At 39.0% G+C, this 18,805-nt stretch carries 19 protein-coding genes; 10 read left to right on the forward strand and 9 right to left on the reverse strand.

Going from position 1 to position 18,805, the window contains the following annotated elements; genetic code table 11:
• Positions 1-294: 294 nt before the first annotated feature.
• The 4 genes from aat (at position 295) to A7A78_RS07405 (ending at position 3,741) form a co-directional block, all read left to right on the forward strand.
• Positions 295-936, forward strand: a complete 642-nt coding sequence (gene aat, locus A7A78_RS07390) for a leucyl/phenylalanyl-tRNA--protein transferase (protein ID WP_068761821.1) — start codon at positions 295-297, stop codon at positions 934-936.
• A 70-nt stretch (positions 937-1,006) separates the two neighbouring features.
• Entirely contained in the window at positions 1,007-2,755 is a 1,749-nt protein-coding gene (locus A7A78_RS07395; RefSeq protein ID WP_068761822.1) for an agmatine deiminase family protein, read from the forward strand.
• 139 nt (positions 2,756-2,894) lie between these two features.
• The gene (locus tag A7A78_RS07400) at positions 2,895-3,230 is read left to right on the forward strand and encodes a tetratricopeptide repeat protein (protein ID WP_068761823.1); all 336 of its coding nucleotides are present in this window, start codon (positions 2,895-2,897) and stop codon (positions 3,228-3,230) included.
• Between the two features lie 163 nt (positions 3,231-3,393).
• Complete coding sequence (locus A7A78_RS07405) at positions 3,394-3,741, forward strand: hypothetical protein (protein WP_131811115.1); 348 nt, start codon at positions 3,394-3,396, stop codon at positions 3,739-3,741.
• Here the strand turns inward: A7A78_RS07405 and A7A78_RS07410 are convergent, their stop codons facing one another.
• From A7A78_RS07410 to A7A78_RS07435, 6 genes are all read right to left on the reverse strand, one after another.
• On the reverse strand, positions 3,742-4,311 hold the full coding sequence (locus tag A7A78_RS07410) for a DNA-3-methyladenine glycosylase I (protein ID WP_068761825.1): 570 nt from the start codon (positions 4,309-4,311) through the stop codon (positions 3,742-3,744).
• A gap of 61 nt (positions 4,312-4,372) precedes the next feature.
• The gene (locus tag A7A78_RS07415) at positions 4,373-5,095 is read right to left on the reverse strand and encodes a hypothetical protein (RefSeq protein ID WP_068761826.1); all 723 of its coding nucleotides are present in this window, start codon (positions 5,093-5,095) and stop codon (positions 4,373-4,375) included.
• Positions 5,096-5,166: 71 nt separating this feature from the next.
• Positions 5,167-5,856: a tRNA pseudouridine(55) synthase TruB gene (truB, locus tag A7A78_RS07420; protein ID WP_068761827.1), complete on the reverse strand. Its 690-nt coding sequence runs from the start codon at positions 5,854-5,856 to the stop codon at positions 5,167-5,169.
• Complete coding sequence (locus tag A7A78_RS07425; protein ID WP_068761828.1) at positions 5,856-6,641, reverse strand: undecaprenyl-diphosphate phosphatase; 786 nt, start codon at positions 6,639-6,641, stop codon at positions 5,856-5,858. The genes truB and A7A78_RS07425 overlap by 1 nt, the downstream gene beginning before the upstream one ends.
• Positions 6,641-6,904: a DUF3098 domain-containing protein gene (locus tag A7A78_RS07430; RefSeq protein ID WP_068761829.1), complete on the reverse strand. Its 264-nt coding sequence runs from the start codon at positions 6,902-6,904 to the stop codon at positions 6,641-6,643. The genes A7A78_RS07425 and A7A78_RS07430 overlap by 1 nt, the downstream gene beginning before the upstream one ends.
• Before the next feature lie 48 nt (positions 6,905-6,952).
• Positions 6,953-7,831, reverse strand: a complete 879-nt coding sequence (locus tag A7A78_RS07435; RefSeq protein ID WP_068761830.1) for a cell division protein FtsX — start codon at positions 7,829-7,831, stop codon at positions 6,953-6,955.
• A gap of 132 nt (positions 7,832-7,963) precedes the next feature.
• Between A7A78_RS07435 and A7A78_RS07445 the strand changes: the two genes are divergently transcribed.
• From A7A78_RS07445 to A7A78_RS07455, 3 genes are all read left to right on the forward strand, one after another.
• Positions 7,964-8,824 (forward strand): UbiA family prenyltransferase, encoded by an 861-nt coding sequence (locus tag A7A78_RS07445; RefSeq protein WP_165593554.1) that lies wholly within the window; start codon positions 7,964-7,966, stop codon positions 8,822-8,824.
• Between the two features lie 86 nt (positions 8,825-8,910).
• Positions 8,911-11,991 (forward strand): leucine--tRNA ligase, encoded by a 3,081-nt coding sequence (locus A7A78_RS07450; RefSeq protein WP_068761870.1) that lies wholly within the window; start codon positions 8,911-8,913, stop codon positions 11,989-11,991.
• 139 nt (positions 11,992-12,130) lie between these two features.
• Positions 12,131-12,820, forward strand: coding sequence for a zinc metallopeptidase (locus A7A78_RS07455; protein WP_068761833.1), 690 nt, complete (start codon positions 12,131-12,133; stop codon positions 12,818-12,820).
• 92 nt (positions 12,821-12,912) lie between these two features.
• On the opposite strand, the gene A7A78_RS07460 is transcribed toward A7A78_RS07455, so the two are convergent.
• On the reverse strand, positions 12,913-14,280 hold the full coding sequence (locus A7A78_RS07460) for a saccharopine dehydrogenase family protein (protein ID WP_068761834.1): 1,368 nt from the start codon (positions 14,278-14,280) through the stop codon (positions 12,913-12,915).
• A 70-nt stretch (positions 14,281-14,350) separates the two neighbouring features.
• On the opposite strand from A7A78_RS07460, the gene A7A78_RS07465 reads away from it, so the two are divergent.
• A complete protein-coding gene (locus A7A78_RS07465) occupies positions 14,351-14,749 on the forward strand; it encodes a DUF423 domain-containing protein (protein WP_068761835.1) in 399 nt (132 codons plus the stop codon).
• A gap of 68 nt (positions 14,750-14,817) precedes the next feature.
• Positions 14,818-16,419 (forward strand): phosphoenolpyruvate carboxykinase (ATP), encoded by a 1,602-nt coding sequence (gene pckA / locus A7A78_RS07470; protein WP_068761836.1) that lies wholly within the window; start codon positions 14,818-14,820, stop codon positions 16,417-16,419.
• Between the two features lie 69 nt (positions 16,420-16,488).
• Here pckA and A7A78_RS07475 read toward each other — a convergent pair whose 3' ends face one another.
• Positions 16,489-17,238: a uroporphyrinogen-III synthase gene (locus A7A78_RS07475; RefSeq protein ID WP_068761837.1), complete on the reverse strand. Its 750-nt coding sequence runs from the start codon at positions 17,236-17,238 to the stop codon at positions 16,489-16,491.
• A gap of 32 nt (positions 17,239-17,270) precedes the next feature.
• Entirely contained in the window at positions 17,271-17,924 is a 654-nt protein-coding gene (locus tag A7A78_RS07480; protein ID WP_068761871.1) for a DUF4271 domain-containing protein, read from the reverse strand.
• 115 nt (positions 17,925-18,039) lie between these two features.
• Between A7A78_RS07480 and A7A78_RS07485 the strand changes: the two genes are divergently transcribed.
• Positions 18,040-18,789: a polyprenol monophosphomannose synthase gene (locus tag A7A78_RS07485; RefSeq protein ID WP_068761838.1), complete on the forward strand. Its 750-nt coding sequence runs from the start codon at positions 18,040-18,042 to the stop codon at positions 18,787-18,789.
• Positions 18,790-18,805: the final 16 nt, after the last annotated feature.

Consider the following 18,805-nt stretch of genomic DNA (forward strand, 5'->3'; position numbering starts at 1 on the left):
CTTACAACACTATTTGCATCTCTTGCAACGCTATTTGCATCTCTTACAACACTATTTGCAACTCCTGCATTGCCAATTGCATCTCTTGCAACGCTATTTGCAACTCCTGCATTGCCAATTGTATCTTGCACATTGCCAATTATATCTTACGCATTGCCAATTGTATCTTGAACAATGTCAATTATATCTTGCAAAAAAACCATTGTCCTTTCATACAAACCCAAAACCCAGAAACAAAAACCCATAATCGTCCACGAATTGTTATTAATGAAAAAAATTCAGCAATTTTGAACCATGAATTTTTTAACCGAAAAACTTTGGTTCCCAAACCCTACGGAAGCCACTTCCGATGGTTTGCTCGCCATTGGCGGTGATCTTTCAACGGAACGTTTGCTGCTTGCATACCATTCAGGAATTTTTCCGTGGTTTGAAGACGATCAGCCCATACTTTGGTGGAGCCCGGATCCGCGGATGATATTATTTCCCGAAAAATTTAAGGTCTCCAAAAGTCTTCGGAAGACATTAAAAAGTGAAAAATTCAAAGTTACCTTCAACCAAAATTTTCCTGAAGTTATTAAAAACTGCGCCACCGTTCTGCGAAAAGGACAAGCTGGAACTTGGATTACAGAAGAAATGCAGCAAGCATATATTGCATTGCACAGTGCCGGCCACGCGGTTTCCGTTGAGGTTTGGGAAGATGAAAAACTTGTTGGTGGGCTCTACGGAATTGATCTTCCGCAGAAAAAAGTGTTTTGTGGGGAAAGTATGTTCAGTTTGGTGAACGATGCTTCAAAAGTGGCTTTTTACCATCTTTCGGAATACGCGAAAAGTAAAAATTATAAATTTATTGATTGCCAGATTTACAATGAACATTTGGAAAGTTTGGGGGCGGAGGAGATTGATAGAGAGGAGTTTTTTGAGCTATTGGTATTATAAAATTATGGGGAACAGTTAACTATACAATAATTTAAAATTCTATCTTCGTAATCCACAATTCACTATTCAGATGAAAAATAACTACACAAAATACCTTTTGGTATTGTTGATGGCATTGCAGACCTCTTTTGCCATTTCACAGGAAAAACCTAATCTCCCTCACAATTTAACCGAAACAGAAAAAGCACTGGTTTCGGAATTTCAATTTACAAATCCGCGATTTTCCCCTCCGCCTTCTGGCCCGGTTCGCGCTGCAGCGGAATGGGAAGAGGTGGAATATCTTTTGGTTACGTGGAATCCTTCCTACCCAAATATTCTTCGGCAAATAGTTCAGGCCGGGGTTCAGGAATGCAAAGTGATCATTACAACTCAAAACCAAGCTTCGGTTTCTAACTACTTAACCACAAACGGTGTAGATATAACGAATGTTACATTTTTAAATGTGCCGTGGGACAGTATTTGGATTCGCGATTATGCGGGAAACACAATTTATTCGGACGATGTGGGCGAACTTGCATTGACTGATTGGATTTATAACCGCCCTCGCCCAAATGATGATGTAATGCCTGTAGCCCACGCAGCACAAGCTGGCATCCCACTTTATACAACCAATTCGGGCACCAACGATTTGGTAAACACGGGTGGAAATTATATGAGTGACGGGATGGGAAATGCTTTTGCATCAAATTTAATTTTAGATGAAAACTCTGCAGGAAATCCTTATGGTGTAAGCGTTAAAACCGAAGCCCAAATTGACGGGATTATGCAGGAATATATGGGAATTAACCGTTTCGTTAAAATGAATACATTGCCTTATGACGTAATCCACCATATTGATATGCACATGAAATTGCTTGATGAAGAGACAATCCTCGTAAGCAAATATCCTCCCGGAGTAGCCGATGGTCCCCAGATTGAAGCAAACATCCAGTATGTTCTGGATAATTTTGAATCGCCATTTGGAACGCCATATGATATTGAATGGATTGATGCACCCCCGAGTACCGGCGGAAATTACCCAAATACAGGCGGCCCATACAATACCTACAGCAATGCGGTTTTCGTGAACAAAACCATTATGGTACCCACCTACCGTCCCGAAGTTGATGCGCCAGCTTTAGCTCAATACCAGGAAATGTTGCCGGGTTACAATGTTGTGGGGATTGATGTAGATAATCCAGGTGAAAATTTGATAAATTCTTTGGGTGCTATTCATTGCATTACGCACACTATTGGCGTTGCGGAACCGCTTTGGATAGTTCACCAACCAATTGATGAGGCCAATGCCGGAAGTACAGTAACAATTGATGCCTTTATAAAACACGTTTCATTTATAGAACAAGCCAAGGTTTTTTGGAGGGAAGAGGGTACAAATACTTTCAACGAAATTGACATGGCGCCCTCAAACTCTGATTATTGGACCGCAGATTTAACGATTCCAAATAACCCAGTAAACATAGAATATTACATTTGGGCAAAGGCCTTTTCTGGGAAGGAATTAACCCGTCCCATTGTTGCGCCCGAAGGCTATTGGACCATTCAAGTGGAAACCCTTTCTGTAGACGAATGGGCTCAGAACCATATTTCAGCTGCCTATCCAAATCCAACTACCGGGAAAGTTTCCTTTAATCTAGATGCTATTCAAGGCTCCATAAATGTAAAAATCCACAATGTTTTGGGCCAAAAATTATATGAAACAACTATTGAAAATGGTAACGGAAAAGTAATTTTAGACTTGAACCAAAACTGGCAGGGAACTTTACTTGTTACTTTTGAAGGTGACTTCGGAAAGGTTCATAAAAAAGTTATTAAACTGTAAATCTTTTACTTAGAAAATAAAATTTCTTTCAAAATCCACAATTTATTGTGGATTTTTTTGTTTTTTTACAATATTAACCTACACATCCAACTGTAAACCTACATTACTGCAGTTGTTTGTACTTAAAATTTAGCCCCAAATGAAATTCAAGTCTAACCTACTTGCATTCCTGCTATTTGCAGGAATCACATCAATTTCCTTTTCACAATCAAACACCAAAACCGACGTCAATAAAGATATTGATGTGGTTCGCGTTTACGAACAAGTTGTTCAGGAAGGCTACGGCACGCCATTTATTTATAAAAACTTGGCGAATGCGTATTATTTCAGGAATGAATACAACCAAGCTTTAATCTGGTTCGAAAAGCTTTTTGAAGCCGAAAAAAATACGGATCCTGAAATTGCACAGCGTTATCAGCAAACTTTAAAAGCTATAAAAGCAAATAAAAATTCAGCTGCTGTAGTTAAAATTTAAAGCGCACAACCTCTTCTTTTGAATAAGAAAACCGCCGATTTTGTTAAATTTTTCGGGGCTGGCAATATATTGTGTTTTTTTAAGTTTTTCTGAACAACAAACCTCACGAACTATTGCAATCCCACTAAAACTGCAGGCGTTCGTTTTAAACTTATTATCCCTAATGATTCCTAAGCAAAATCTGCTTGCTCTTTTAGTATTTGCAAGTATTTCAGCCGTTTCTTTTTCACAAACCAGCACGCATAAAACTGATGTCAATAAGGATATTGATGTGGTTCGTGTATATGAACAAGTGGTTGTGGAAGGCTACGGAACACCCTTCATTTATAAAAAACTTGCAACGGCATATTATTTCAAAAACGAATACGGAAAGGCATTGGCTTGGTTTCAAAAATTGTTTGCTGAAGAAAAAAATACAGATCCGGAATTAGCGCATCAATACAATCAGACTTTGAAAGCCGTTGCGGCTGCAAACTCCACAGCTTCCCTAAAAACTTCCTTTTTAAAATAATCACACTTCGTGATAGCGGAAACAGTTTTCAATGTGGTCATTAACCATTCCAGTGGCTTGCATATGTGCATAAACCACCGTGCTGCCTACGAACTTAAAACCGCGCTTTTTTAGGTCTTTGCTCAAGGCATCGCTTTCTGCTGTAATCGCTGGAGCATCGGTATGCGTTTTCCAGACATTTTTAATGGGTTTATGGTTTACAAATTCCCAAATGTAATTACTAAAACTGCCAAATTCCTTTTGGATTTCCATAAAGAGCTGTGCGTTTGTAACTGCAGCGTGAACCTTCAATTTATTGCGAATAATCCCTTCATTTTGAAGTAGGGAATCTATTTTTGATTGGTCGTATTTCGCTATTTTCTTATAGTCGAAATTGTCAAAAGCTTCCCTGAAATTTTCTCTTTTCCGAAGAATGGTAATCCAACTAAGTCCAGCTTGAAAAGTTTCCAGTATTAAAAATTCAAAAAGTGTTTTATCATCCTTAACCGGAACTCCCCATTCCTCATCGTGATATTTTACGTAAAGCGGATCGGTACCGCACCAACCACAGCGCACTTTTTCTGAAGACATAATTTTTACTGATTACTGAATACTGATTACTGAATACTGATTACTGATTACTGAATACTAATTATTGTTGTCCGGGAAAATTAAATGTAATCGTGCCCAATTGTTTCGTTTTTGAAGCATCGGTGGTGAAACGCGCTTGTTCTGCATATTCCAAAGCCGCGTCAATCAAGCATTCGTTTGAAGTTGTGGAAGAAGTTTTATTGTATGAATTCTTCACTACTTTCCCAAAATTATTGACTTCAATATTTATAACAACCTTTCCAGAACCGTAACAAGTATAAACCGGATTGGGAAGGTCGATATCTTTTCTGTTCACCAATTGATAGCTAATTGTGGTATTTCTATTGCCGCTTTTTACGACAGCTTCACCTTCTTTCCCGCTTTCACTGTTGGAAAACTTCTTCTTTTTTTCTTTTTCAGTTTTTTCAGCAATGGAAGTTCCGTTGCCGTTATCACTTTTTGAATTTTCCATTGCTTCGTTCATTTCTTGAAGCTTGCCTTCTGTAGTTTCGGTTTCTTCCTGGTTTTCATTTTCTACGGAAGAAATAAATTTTTCGGCTTCATTATAGGCACGATTGGTTTCCACTTTCACTTTTTCCGGCGTAAGCTCTGCAATGGCAAGATCTTCGGGGAGCAATTCCTCGGGAGCCATAACCACATCATAGGTTTCCTCATTGGTTTCCACTTTTTCCTTGGACAGTTTAATGCTATATAATGATAACACTAAAATGCCCGTAAGCAGTGAAGTTATAAGAAAAGCTCTGTATGAATAATTGAAGTTCATTATTGCAAGTACCGAAATTTTGTGCAAAATTCCACAAAAACGCTGAAAATTAAGAAGCTATTAGCGTTATTTTAACTTGGAAGCGAAGATTCAAAGGCTTCAATACCAACAGCGTTTTCAACAGAAAAGTCGCCAATTTTTGTTCTTCGCAAAGCGGAAAGATGCGCTCCATTGTTTAAAGCCTTTCCAAAATCATTCGCAAGCGAACGAATATAAGTGCCTTTACTGCAAACCACGCGAAAATCTATTTTTGGAAGCTCGATGTTTGTTATTTCAAATTCTGAAATGGTTACTATTCTATAGGGAATTTCCACCTCTTCGCCACTTCGCGCAAATTCATACAAACGTTTTCCATCTTTTTTTAAAGCAGAAAAAACAGGCGGTTGTTGCTGAATTTCACCTAAAAATTGCTTTGTGGCCTCGTATATTTTTTCTGAAGTGATTTCGGAAATATCAAAAGTTTGGTCAATTTCGGTTTCCAAATCATAGCTGGGCGTAGTTGCACCCAAAGTGAAAGTTCCGGTATATTCTTTTTCCTGTGCTTGAAAAGTATCTATTTTTTTTGTGAATTTACCCGTGCAAATAATCAAAAGCCCTGTAGCCAAAGGATCGAGCGTGCCAGCGTGCCCAACTTTTATCTTTTTAATGTTGAAGGATTTTCGAATGAGCCACCGCACCTTATTCACCGCTTGGAATGAAGTCCATTCCAAAGGTTTGTCTATCAAAATTACTTGGCCTTCTTTGTAATCTTCAGCAGTCATCAAATTACGGTAAGTTCCTGAATAAAAAAGTGAATCAATAAAACAGCGATTCCGGCAATAATTCTATAATAACCGAATATTTTAAACCCGTGTTTGCTCAAATAATTTATAAAGGATTTTATAGCAATCAAAGCCACGATAAAACCGACAACATTTCCAATAATCAAAAGATTCACTTGTTCCGAAGAAAGCTGGAAGCCTGCTTCGTAATAATCATAGCTTTTCTTTACCGTTGCGCCCAGCATCGTTGGAATAGCCAAAAAGAAAGAAAATTCAGCAGCTACTGTTCGCGAAAGTTTTTGGCTCATACCGCCCACAATACTTGCTCCACTTCGGGAAACGCCCGGAATCATTGCCAAACATTGAAAAAAGCCAATTTTTAAAGCGGTTAAATAAGAAATCTCAGTTTCTTCGCCATCGCCAAACCAATCATCAACTTTTAAAAGAATAAATCCACCGAGTATTAACGAAATAGCAACTGTAATGGGGTTTTCCAAAAGGCTATCAATAAAATCACTTAAAAGCAATCCTAAAAATACGGCAGGCAGGAAAGCCACAAAAAGTTTGTAATAAAAATCCATGCTCTGAAAGAAACGTTTTAAGTATAAAACCACAACGCTCATAATAGTTCCCAGTTGGATAACGATGGTAAAAAGTTTGGTAAAGTCATCACCAGCAATCCCAAAAAAGGAGGAAGCGATAATCATATGTCCCGTAGAAGAAACGGGCAAAAATTCGGTTAAACCTTCAATAATGGCAAGGACAACGGCTTGTAAAGTATCCACTAATTTTCTTCTTTGCTATCTGGTTTTAATAAAATGGCATAGACTTCAATTGCAAAACCTAAAAGCACCATAGCTGGGGCCAAACGGATACGTCGCCAATTGTAAATTTCTGGATTGAAAACGTTGGGGTCATCGCTTCCGCCACCGGTCATCAGTATAAACCCAAGAACTATAAATGCCACGCCAATAAGCATGAACTTGTAGTTTTTTCTATCAAAAACAAATTCTGTTTTTGTTTCTTCTTTGCGTTTTTTCTCTCCCATTATTTCAGAGTTTCAGGTTTCAGGTTTAAAGTTTCAGGTTTTTCAAATCTAATAATATAAATCGTCCGTGCGTAAATTCAAAAAACGCTGTGTTGCGATAAAAGTACTTATCCAAGTAATAATAACGCCCATTAAAAGTATAAAAGCAAAAAGGATAGTTAGTAAAACCGGATCTCCCAGCAATTGTAATTGTGGGAAACTTTCGTTGAGGTAATACAACACCAATGCCATCCCGATCATAGCGACTATGGCCCCAACTATGCCGAGGCGAACACTTTTCCAAACAAAAGGCTGGCGAATAAATTTCTTGGTCGCTCCAACCATTTGCATTGTTTTTATGGTAAATCGCTTCGCATAAATACTTAATCGAATGCTACTGTTTATAAGCAATACGGCAATAAACGTAAAAATTCCGCTGACTACCAAAACCCAAAAACTGATGCGTTTCACGTTTTCGGTGAGTTGCGCAATCAAAGGTTTGTCATAAATAACATCGTCCACAAAATCCTTGCTTTTCAGTTCGTTGGTGATTTCCTCCATTTTTGCGGGCGTAACATAATCTGCCAAAATATAAACGTCAATGCTATTTTGAAGTGGGTTTTCGCCCAGATATTCAATGAAATTTTCGCCCAAAGTTTCTTGATGTTCCTTTGCGGCATCTTCCTTTGAAACAAAAGTTGCAGACTTGGTATATTCCGCCAAAGCCAGACTTTGCTTGAGTTGCGTAATTTCAACTTCCTTCGCCGTGTCTTTCAAAAAAACGGTAATCGCTATTTGTTCCTTAAAATAATCGGCTACTTTTTTTGAATTCAAAACCAACAATCCCAACAGGCCCAATAGAAAAAGAACCAGTGAAATACTAATAACTACTGAAAAATAGGAAGAAATCAACCTGCGTTTTTGATATTTTTCAAAAGAAGAACTCATAGGGTTTGGTGAATTTTGCCGTAAAAATACAAGTAATTTTGCATCTTGTGTTAAACAACGCCGAAAGTTTCCAATTTGTTATAATAAGATTATTTTTGGGGTGCCCTAAATTTCGGTATTATCATAAAAAATTTGCTAAAATCCCTAAAAATTTCCCGACCGGGACTTTGGTTTCCAACAGTTTGGATTTATTTGGTTCCATTCCAACTAGCTTCAAACTTTTGGGAAAAACCACTTTTTTGGGTTGGACTCTTCTTTGTTACTTTTCCTTTGAATTTCTTGGTTTACGGATTGAATGATTTTACTGATGGTAAAGCAGATTCCTTAAACCCGCGAAAGGGAAACTATCTTTTTGGTGCCAAATTGAGCAAAGAAGAACTAACCAACGTACCGTGGCACATCTGCTGTGTAATGGTGCCCTTTTTGGCATATTTCGCTTACGTTGGCGGCGGCGAACTTTTCATTCTTTTATTGTTTATGATTGTTATTAATATCATTTACAACTACAAACCGTTTCGACTAAAAGAACGCCCGCCGTTTGAGATTTTAATACAGGTTGGATATGTTTTCACGGCACTTTTCAGTATTCAGCTGAACAATTTGGAAATGCTTCCATGGCAAACAATGCTTTACCTCACACTCTTTGCTTTTCAAGCCCATATTGCTGGGGAAATTATGGATATTGAACCCGATAAGTTGGTCGGAAAGAAAACCACTGCAGTTTTAATAGGAAGAAAAAATGCGAAGTTTTTAATGCTTTTTCTACTATTGTTTGAAGCGTATATCCTGAAATTCTGGTTTGATGATTGGGTATTGTCGGGCTTTTTGGCGATTTTTTCGCTTTGGCTTATTTTGGATATTTTCGTTTTCTTCAAAGAAAAACCCTATTCGGTAAAGCAAATGAAAATCTTTGGAATCGCCATCAACATTTCCGCAATTCTTTCGATGATTTGGGTGCTTTATTCCGGAAATCTACTGCATCCAAATTTTTAAAATATAGGGTTTTACTTCTTCCAATAAACCTTAAATTTGCGGCTCTTTCCACCAGTGGAAATAATTTTCAAAAGAAAAACAAGAAGATGGGTAAATATCACTTCAACGAGATAGAAGCAAAGTGGCAAAAACATTGGGCCGAAAATCAAACTTTTAAGGCCGAGAACGATAGCAACAAACCGAAATATTACGTTTTGGATATGTTTCCCTATCCGTCCGGCGCCGGCCTTCACGTGGGGCATCCGCTCGGGTACATTGCCAGTGATATTTATGCGCGCTACAAACGCCACCAAGGATATAATGTGTTGCATCCGCAAGGCTATGATTCTTTCGGACTTCCGGCAGAGCAATATGCCATCCAAACAGGGCAGCATCCTGCAAAAACAACTGAGGAAAATATTGCCCGATACCGCGAACAGCTTGACAAAATAGGTTTTTCCTTCGATTGGAGCCGCGAGGTGCGCACCAGCAACCCAGAATATTATAAATGGACGCAGTGGATTTTCATCCAGCTTTTTGAAAGTTGGTACGATAAAGATTTAAATAAAGCCCGTTCCATTGAAGAACTGCGCGCAATTTTTTCTTCGGAAGGAAATGTACACATAAATGCAGTCTGCGATGAGGGAATTGCGCATTTTACAGCTTCGGAATGGCTTGGTTTTTTGGAAACAGAAAAACAGGAAATCCTTTTAAAATATAGATTGACCTATTTGGCCGAAACCGAAGTAAACTGGTGCCCGCAACTGGGAACCGTTTTGGCAAATGACGAAATAGTAAACGGCGTTTCCGAACGCGGCGGCTATCCGGTTGTGCGAAAAAAGATGAAACAGTGGAGTATGCGCATCACGGCCTACGCCCAGCGTTTGCTCGACGGACTCGATAAAATTGATTGGCCGCAACCATTGAAGGATTCGCAGACCAATTGGATTGGTAGGAGTAAAGGGGCAACTGTAACTTTCAAAGTTGAAAATGTCCCTTCGAGCGCAGTCGAGAAGTCATATTCCATAGACGTTTTCACAACAAGACCCGACACAATCTTCGGAGTGAGTTTTATGACGCTCGCACCCGAACACGATTTGGTTTCAAAAATCACCACTGCCGAACAGAAAGAAGCAGTTGAAAAGTATGTGGAAGCCACCGCAAAACGCAGCGAGCGCGAACGAATGGCAGATGTAAAAACCATTACCGGCGTTTTCACGGGCGCGTATGCCGAGCATCCTTTTACAAAAGAACCGCTTCCAATTTGGATTGGCGATTACGTTTTGGCGGGCTACGGAACGGGCGCTGTGATGAGCGTTCCCTGTGGCGATCAGCGCGATTATGATTTTGCTAAACATTTCAATTTGCCTATTCCGAATATATTTAAGGATGCGGATATTTCTGAAGAAGCCTATTCTGATAAGGAAAATACAATCATCACGAACAGCGATTTTTTAAATGATTTAAATTATTCCGAAGCAACCGATAAAATAATAGCTGCCTTGGAGGAAAAAGGGATTGGCAAAGGCAAAATAAACTACCGTTTGCGCGATGCCGTTTTTAGTCGCCAGCGCTATTGGGGCGAGCCCTTCCCGATTTATTACAAAGATGGAATGCCGCACGTAATCCCAACCGAATGTTTGCCGTTGCGCCTTCCCGAAGTTGAAAAATATCTCCCCACCGAAGAAGGCGAACCGCCTTTGGGCCGCGCCGATGATTGGGCTTGGGATGTTGAAAAGTTGTCGGTTGTGAGTTGTGAGTTGATTGACCACAAAACTGTTTTTCCATTGGAATTGAACACCATGCCGGGTTGGGCGGGAAGTAGTTGGTACTTTTTCCGATATATGGAAGATGAAAAGCGCGACGAAGTTTTTGCCTCAAAAGAAGCATTGAACTATTGGAAAAACGTGGATTTATATATTGGCGGAAGCGAGCATGCCACCGGCCATTTATTGTACAGCCGTTTTTGGGTAAAATTTATGCACGACCGCGGCTTGGTGCCCGTAGACGAACCTTTTAAAAAGCTGATAAACCAAGGGATGATTTTGGGGGAGAGTGCGTTTGTAGGAAGATACTCTGGGTATTTCAAAATAAGTGTTTTTAATATAGAGGAAGTGGAAATTCAAAGAGAGCCTCTCTTAAAAGATAATCCAATAATGGAGTTGATTTCAGAAAAAGCAGAACTTTTTGTCTCTTTAAAAATGCAAGATGAATTGAAAATTCTACAAGAAAAAGCTAAAATTATTGCTCTAGAAAATTTCAATAATAAATTGGAACAAGCTTCAAAGCCAAGTTTTAAGACTGAAATAAGAATCGAATTTTTAAATGCTCAATTAGATTTAATTCATTCAGACGTTTCATTTGTAAATAATTCAAATGAACTAGATATCGAAGCTTTCAAAAACTGGCGAGAAGAGTATAAAAATGCAGAATTTATAACTGAAGAAGATGGCACTTTTAAAGTTTCCCGCGAAGTAGAAAAAATGTCCAAAAGCAAATACAATGTGGTAAACCCCGATGATATTTGCAATCAATACGGCGCCGATACGTTGAGAATGTACGAGATGTTCCTCGGCCCGCTGGAACAGGCAAAACCGTGGAACACCGCCGGCATTACGGGCGTACACGGTTTCCTTAAAAAACTTTGGAAATTGTATCATTCAGCCTCCCCCAACCCCTCCGAAGGAGGGGAGCAAGAGTTCATTGTTTCGGAAGATAATGCTTCAAAAGAAAGTCTTAAAACATTGCATAAAACCATCAAAAAAACGCAGGAAGATATTGAGAATTTCAGTTTCAATACTTCGGTTTCCTCTTTTATGATTGCGGTGAACGAGCTTTCAGCAGAAAAATGTAATTCACGCGAAGTTTTGGAGCCGTTGGCAATTCTTATTTCGCCCTATGCGCCGCATATTGCGGAAGAGCTTTGGGAGAAATTGGGCCATTCGGAAAGTATTTCCACAGCGCCTTTCCCAAAATTTGAGGAGAAATATTTGGTGGAAAGCACAAAGGAATATCCTATTTCATTCAACGGAAAAATGCGTTTTACGTTGGAATTGCCATTGGATATTTCAAAAGAAGAAATAGAATCTGCCGTAATGGCACATGAAAAGACAGCCCAATATTTAGAGGGAAGAACGCCGAAAAAGGTGATTATCGTACCTGGAAAAATTGTGAATATTGTTGGTTAAAAATTTGCACGCTATTTGCTATATTGTGATTGAAAAAATCTCTGTGTCCTCTGTGTCTTTGTGGTTTTTAAAAATTACCACAAAGACACAGAGAGCACAGAGAAAAACTATAAACAACAAACTTTAAACAAGAGAAACTATGTTTGGATACTATATAATTGCAGGGATTATCTTTTTGGTGAGTTGGTACGTTAGCCACCAACTAAAAAGCAAGTTTAAAAAATACAGCAAAATCCATCTTCAAAATGGAATGAGCGGAAAGGAAATTGCCGAAAAAATGCTCGCCGACAACGGAATTACCGATGTGCAGGTTATTTCGGTTCCGGGTCAATTGACGGACCATTACGATCCTTCAAAGAAAACGGTTAATTTGAGCGAGCCAGTTTATATGCAGCGAAATGCTGCTGCGGCAGCGGTTGCGGCCCACGAATGTGGCCACGCCGTGCAACACGCCACAGCTTACAGTTGGTTGAAATTGCGTTCCACTATCGTTCCCGCGGTAAGTGTTTCGAGCAAACTTTCCAATTTTGTGATTATGGCGGGTATTATTCTTTTCGCGACTGGTTCCACTTTTGGGACTTGGATTTTCGGAGTAGGAATTTTACTTTTTGCAGTAACTACTGCTTTTGCTTTTATAACACTTCCAGTGGAATTTGACGCCAGTAAACGTGCGTTGGTTTGGTTAGAAAGTAGCAATATGGTTACGCCACAGGAACACGCAGGCGCAAAAGACGCATTGAAATGGGCGGCGAGAACGTATGTTGTTGCAGCGCTTGGTTCTTTGGCAACCTTGCTATATTTCATTTCAATTTTCTTGGGAAGACGATAAAAGGATTAACGATTGTCAATTTTGATTATTGATTTACGAATAAAAAAGCCCGCAAAACTTGCGGGCTTTTTTAATTTCTCACTTCTCACTTCTCAGTGAACATTATCTGGATTATAGCCAGCATATTTCACCTCTTCTTCTTTAAAAATAATTCCGTGTTCTTCCAATTCCTTTAAAATTGGCTCGTAAACTTCTTTCGCCATTGGCAGCTGTACGCCGGGCGTAGTTATTTTTTCATTCAGAATTTTTAACGCTGCAATCGCCACGGGAAGCCCAACGGTTTTTGCCATAGCGGTGTGGGTTTGATCCTCGCCAATCAAAGCCATGTGGCTGTCAATCTGGTATTGCTTTCCGTCAATTTCGTACCCAAATTTGTGATACATCACGATCATATCTTTGTCGTGAGGCGCGAGCGTCCATTTGTCTTCAAGTATTTTTTGGAGGCCCATTGCCGGAGTAGCATCTTTTATTCCCAATGTTTTTGTTTTTGTGAAAAGATCCAGCTCTTCCAACTTTTCCCACATTAAATCGTCTTGATCAATTTTCAAAGCATGGCGAAGTTTTAATTCCACCGTATCTGAAGGCGAATAGGGAAGGAAAAGATTCACAAATTCGCGATAGCTCATATTTTCAGAATCGGGAATGGTGTAGCTGTCATCGGTCATTCCCAACTGAACAAACATATTCCAGGCGCGGCTGAAACCCACACGGCGAATGGTGCCACGATACAGCGTTAAAATATTTTCCAATCCATAAACTGACTGGTATTGTAAGGAATTTCGATTGGCATACACCTCAAACTTGCCATACCCTTCAATATTGATAAATTCGGTTCTTCGGAAAAGTCGGTGATATGGAATATACTTGTATTTGCCTTCCTGAATAAATTCCGCAGCGCCGCCTTGTCCTGCCAAAACAACGTTTCGTGGATTCCAGGTGAATTTATAATTCCAAAGATTGTTGTCGCTTTCAGGGGCAATCAAGCCTCCGCAAAACGATTCAAAAAGCAACATTTTTCCGCCCTTGGCGCGAATCCTATCAATAACTTGCATGGCGCTCATGTGGTCAATCCCTGGGTCAAGGCCAATCTCGTTCATAAAAACCAACCCTTTTGATTGGGCTTTGTGGTTCAGCGCTTGCATTTCTTTGCTTACGTAAGAGGCCGTAACCATATGTTTTCCAAATTCTATACAGTCTTTTGCCACTTCAACATGGTAGCGGGCCGGGAGCATCGAGATTACCAAGTCACTGTTTTCAACGGCCTCTTTTCGCTGTACGTCATTAAAAACGTCTAGCATTATTCCACGTGCATTGGGGTGACCCGTTGTAAATCTTTGCGCAGCTTGTATTGAAAGGTCTCCAATGGTTATGAAAAGTTCTTCCTCATCACTTTTGTCGAGCAAATAGCGTATCAAGCTTGTGGCAGATCTTCCTGCGCCTATAATCAATATGTTTCTCATTGGGAGAGTTTTTTGTTAACTTTGGAGGTATGTTTATGAATGACGAAATTACTAATTCTACTTTTTAAAAATGACGATTTTTGATAAAAATATAGCGGCTACGGGATCATTTATTATTGCAGCAACAATTGCAATTGGCGCTTTTGGGGCGCATGGTTTAAAGCAAATGCTGGATGCAGATGCGCTTGCTACTTTTGAAGTGGGCGTTCGCTACCAAATGTATCATGGTTTGGGAATTTTTATTTTGGGAATGGTGCCTTCCATTTCGCAAAACTTAAAACAAAAGATTTTTTGGCTCTTTGTTATAGGAATTTTGTTTTTTTCGGGCTCCATTTATTTGCTTTCGATGAATTCTTTTCTTCCTTTTGAAGCTTCCAAGATAGGTTTTATAACTCCTTTGGGCGGTTTACTTTTTATAATAGGCTGGTTTTTGTTGGCTTACGGACTACTTACGTTAAAGAAGCGATAAATTCTTTATAAATTCCGAAGTCTGTCCAAGATTTATTATTTTTGTACCCTACAAAACAAAAACAAGTTATGGTGGGTAATAACCAAACTGCGAAATCGATTTCAGTTGACAAATACGGAATCAAAAATGCAAAAGTTAAGTATCAACTTTCTTCAGAACAACTTCACGAAGAAACAATAAAAAAAGGCCAAGGAAAAGAAGCCAGTAGTGGCGCCCTCGCTATAGACACCGGAGAATTCACCGGTAGATCGCCAAAAGATAGATTTATAGTAAAAGACGATGTTACCCGCGACAAAGTGTGGTGGGGAAACATAAATATTCCATTTCCACCAAACATGTTCGATGCGCTTTATGATAAAGTGGTAGATTATCTTTCAGGAAAGGAAATTTATGTGCGCGACAGTTATGCTTGCGCTGATGAAAATTATAAACTTAACATTCGTGTAATTACCGAAACACCGTGGTCCAATATGTTTGCCCACAATATGTTTCTTCGCCCTACGGAAGAAGAATTGGCAAATTTTGGCCCAGATTGGCTTATTGTAAATGCGCCAGGGTTTATGGCAAACCCAGAGGTTGACGGAACACGTCAGCACAACTTCGCGATTCTGAATTTTACCAAAAAGATTGCTTTAATTGGCGGCACTGGTTATACTGGTGAAATTAAAAAAGGTATTTTTTCTGCGCTTAACTTTATTATGCCGGTTGATAAAAATACGTTGCCAATGCACTGCTCCGCAAACGTTGGCGAAGACGGTGAAACAGCAGTTTTCTTTGGATTATCCGGAACTGGAAAAACAACCCTTTCTGCCGATCCGGATCGGAAATTGATAGGCGATGACGAGCACGGTTGGACCCCAGATAATACCATCTTCAATTTTGAAGGAGGTTGTTATGCAAAAGTGATTAACCTTACCGAAGAACACGAACCCGATATCTATCACGCAATAAAACCAGGCGCAATCCTAGAAAATGTGGTGATGGACGAAAATGGCGATGTGGATTTTGCGGATACATCCATTACACAAAACACCCGCGTAAGTTACCCTATATATCATATTAAGAACATTCAAGTTCCTTCTATTGGTCACAATCCAAAGAATATTTTCTTTTTAACGGCAGATGCTTTTGGTGTTTTGCCTCCAATTTCAAAATTGACTCCGGGGCAGGCTGCTTATCATTTCATAAGTGGATATACAGCCAAAGTTGCCGGAACGGAAGAGGGAATCAACGAGCCAACGCCTAATTTTTCGGCCTGTTTCGGGGCACCTTTTATGCCACTTCACCCAACGAAATATGCTGAAATGTTGAGCAAAAAAATGAAAGATGCCGGGGTGAATGTTTGGTTGATAAACACAGGTTGGACCGGTGGCCCTTACGGAATTGGAAGCCGAATGAAATTAAAATACACCCGAGCAATGATTGCTGCAGCTTTGGAAGGAAAGTTGAAAAATGTGGAATTTGAAAAGCATCCCGTTTTCAATTTGATGATGCCAAAATCCTGTCCAGATGTTCCTACCGAAGTATTAAACCCAAAGGAAACTTGGAAGAACAAAAAGGCTTACGATATTCAAGCTAAAGAATTGGCAAACTCCTTTAAAGAGAATTTTGCGAAGTTTGAATCCTATGCAAATGATGAAATTCTTTCGGGAGCTCCGGCCAGCGAATAATTTCAAATTACAGTTTAAACAAAAAGGCTTGCCAATTGGCAAGCCTTTTTTAATTGCAATTAATCGATTTTATTTTTTGTTGTTAACCTCTTTGATGTACTTTTCCAAAGCCATCGTCATTGAAGGTGTTTCAGGAGTTGGGGCCTGAATATCCACGCGCAGGCCTTGTTCTGTAGCGGCTTTTACAGTGGTGTTGCCAAATACGGCTATTCGGGTATCATTTTGTTTGAAATTCGGAAAGTTTTCAAATAAAGATTCAATTCCACTTGGACTGAAAAAAACCAAAATGTCATAATAAACATCGGCCAAATCAGAAAGATCACTTATTACTGTTTTGTAAAAAGTTGCTTCTTTCCAATCCACTTTTAGTTCGTTAAGAACTATTGGCACCTCTGGTTTCAACTTATCTGAGGTGGGAAGCAGGAATTTTTCGTTTTTGTATTTTTTGATAAGTGGCGCAAGTTCCGAAAAGGTTCTTTTACCAACATAAATTTTTCGTTTTCTGTAGACCACATATTTTTGAAGATAGTAAGCTACGGCTTCACTCAAGCAAAAATATTTCATGGTGTCCGGCACCTTAAAACGCAGTTCTTCAGCGATGCGGAAATAATGGTCAACAGAGTTTCGGCTTGTGAGAATGATAGCCGAAAATTTAGTAAGATCAACTTTTTGGGAGCGCACATCCTTACCTGAAACGCCTTCCACGTGAATGAAAGGGCGGAAATCTATTTTTACCTTTTGTTTTTCGATAAGGTCGAAATAAGGCGAATTTTCAATTTTAGGCTCTGGCTGGGAAACCAAAATAGTTTTCACTTTCATAGATATTCCTGATTTTTTTAAATATTATCTTTTCAAACAAACGTTTTATACAGAATAATATAGGGTGAAATTTCAAGTGCGCAAAGATACAAAATAAAATAGAAGAAATTGCGTAATATCAATTTTCCGTTTTTCTTATAGCTGTAAAGCAGCGCAATAGCGTTCAATGTTACGATGGCGCCACAAAAAATGAGCAATGCCAATGGCTGTGGCTTATAAATGTATAAAAAGAAAAGATTGGCAATGAATAATAAAATAGCCAAAAAATTCCGATAGCTGAGTTTTTGATACAAATAATTGTTGATGAGGTCATCCAAGGAAAATATGTTTGCGATAATTTTTTCCAAAGAGAATTTTATGAGTACAAAAACAGAATATGCGGTGCAGATTTGAAGAAAGAGCCATTCGTTTTTTTGGACTTCCGCAGGGTTGAAAACCTTAAAAAGAAGAAACAGAAAAACAGAAACACAGATTACCTGTGCCGCAAAAAGCATAACGTTAAACGGATGGTTTATCTCGTCGTTTTTTCCGTGCACAAAAAAATATTGATTGGTTAATGGCAACATGGAAAATTCGTGGAATCTTTTCGGATAAAAATATTTGGAGAGCGCAAAAAGAATGAAGCATGCCAAAAGCAAATAGGTAGCCCAATCGGTTGATTCGATAAGTCTTTCACTAAAATCCACTTTCAATTTTTTTGGTAAAGGTACAGTAAAATAAATTTTCTATTTAGGCCATCAATTAGATTTTACTTCACATTTATTTGTTCAAAAAAAGGTACATTTGCGCTAAAATAGGAGTATGTCCAAGGCAATCGTAGTGGTGCCAACCTACAATGAAATTGAAAATATAGAGCGGTTGCTTCGCACTGTTTTTTCGTTACAGCGTGAGTTTCACGTTTTGGTGGTGGATGACAATTCTCCGGACGGTACCGCAACCACGGTTGAGGCTAATTTTGAAACATATCCCGGAAAACTTTTTTTACTGAAAAGAGCTGAAAAGAAAGGCTTGGGAACGGCTTATATCGCTGGCTTTAAGTGGGCGCTTCAAAATCATTACGACTATATTTTTGAAATGGACGCTGATTTTTCACATAACCCAAACGACTTGATCCGGTTGTTCAATGCCTGTCACAAAGATGGGAACGATGTGGCCATTGGGTCGCGATACGTGAAAGGTGTAAATGTGGTAAACTGGCCAATGAGCAGGGTTTTAATGTCTTGGCTTGCTTCAAAATACGTTCGGTTTGTGATGGGGATAGATATTTATGACACCACCGCCGGATTTATATGTTATAAAAGAAATGTGTTGCAGAAAATAAACTTGGACAACATTCGTTTTGTGGGCTACGCTTTCCAGATTGAAATGAAATTCAAGACGCACATCAGTAAATTTAAGATTAAGGAAGTGCCCGTTATTTTTACGGATCGCACAAAAGGCGAATCAAAAATGAGTTCGGGGATTATTTCCGAAGCTATTTTTGGAGTGATTGCAATGAAATTTAAAAGTGTATTTAATAGGAAAAGATTTAATGAAACATCGTTTCATTAAGTTTTAATAGTGAGTA

The organism is Aequorivita soesokkakensis (assembly GCF_001641085.1).
In the GTDB taxonomy this organism is placed as follows: Bacteria; Bacteroidota; Bacteroidia; order Flavobacteriales; family Flavobacteriaceae; genus Aequorivita; species Aequorivita soesokkakensis.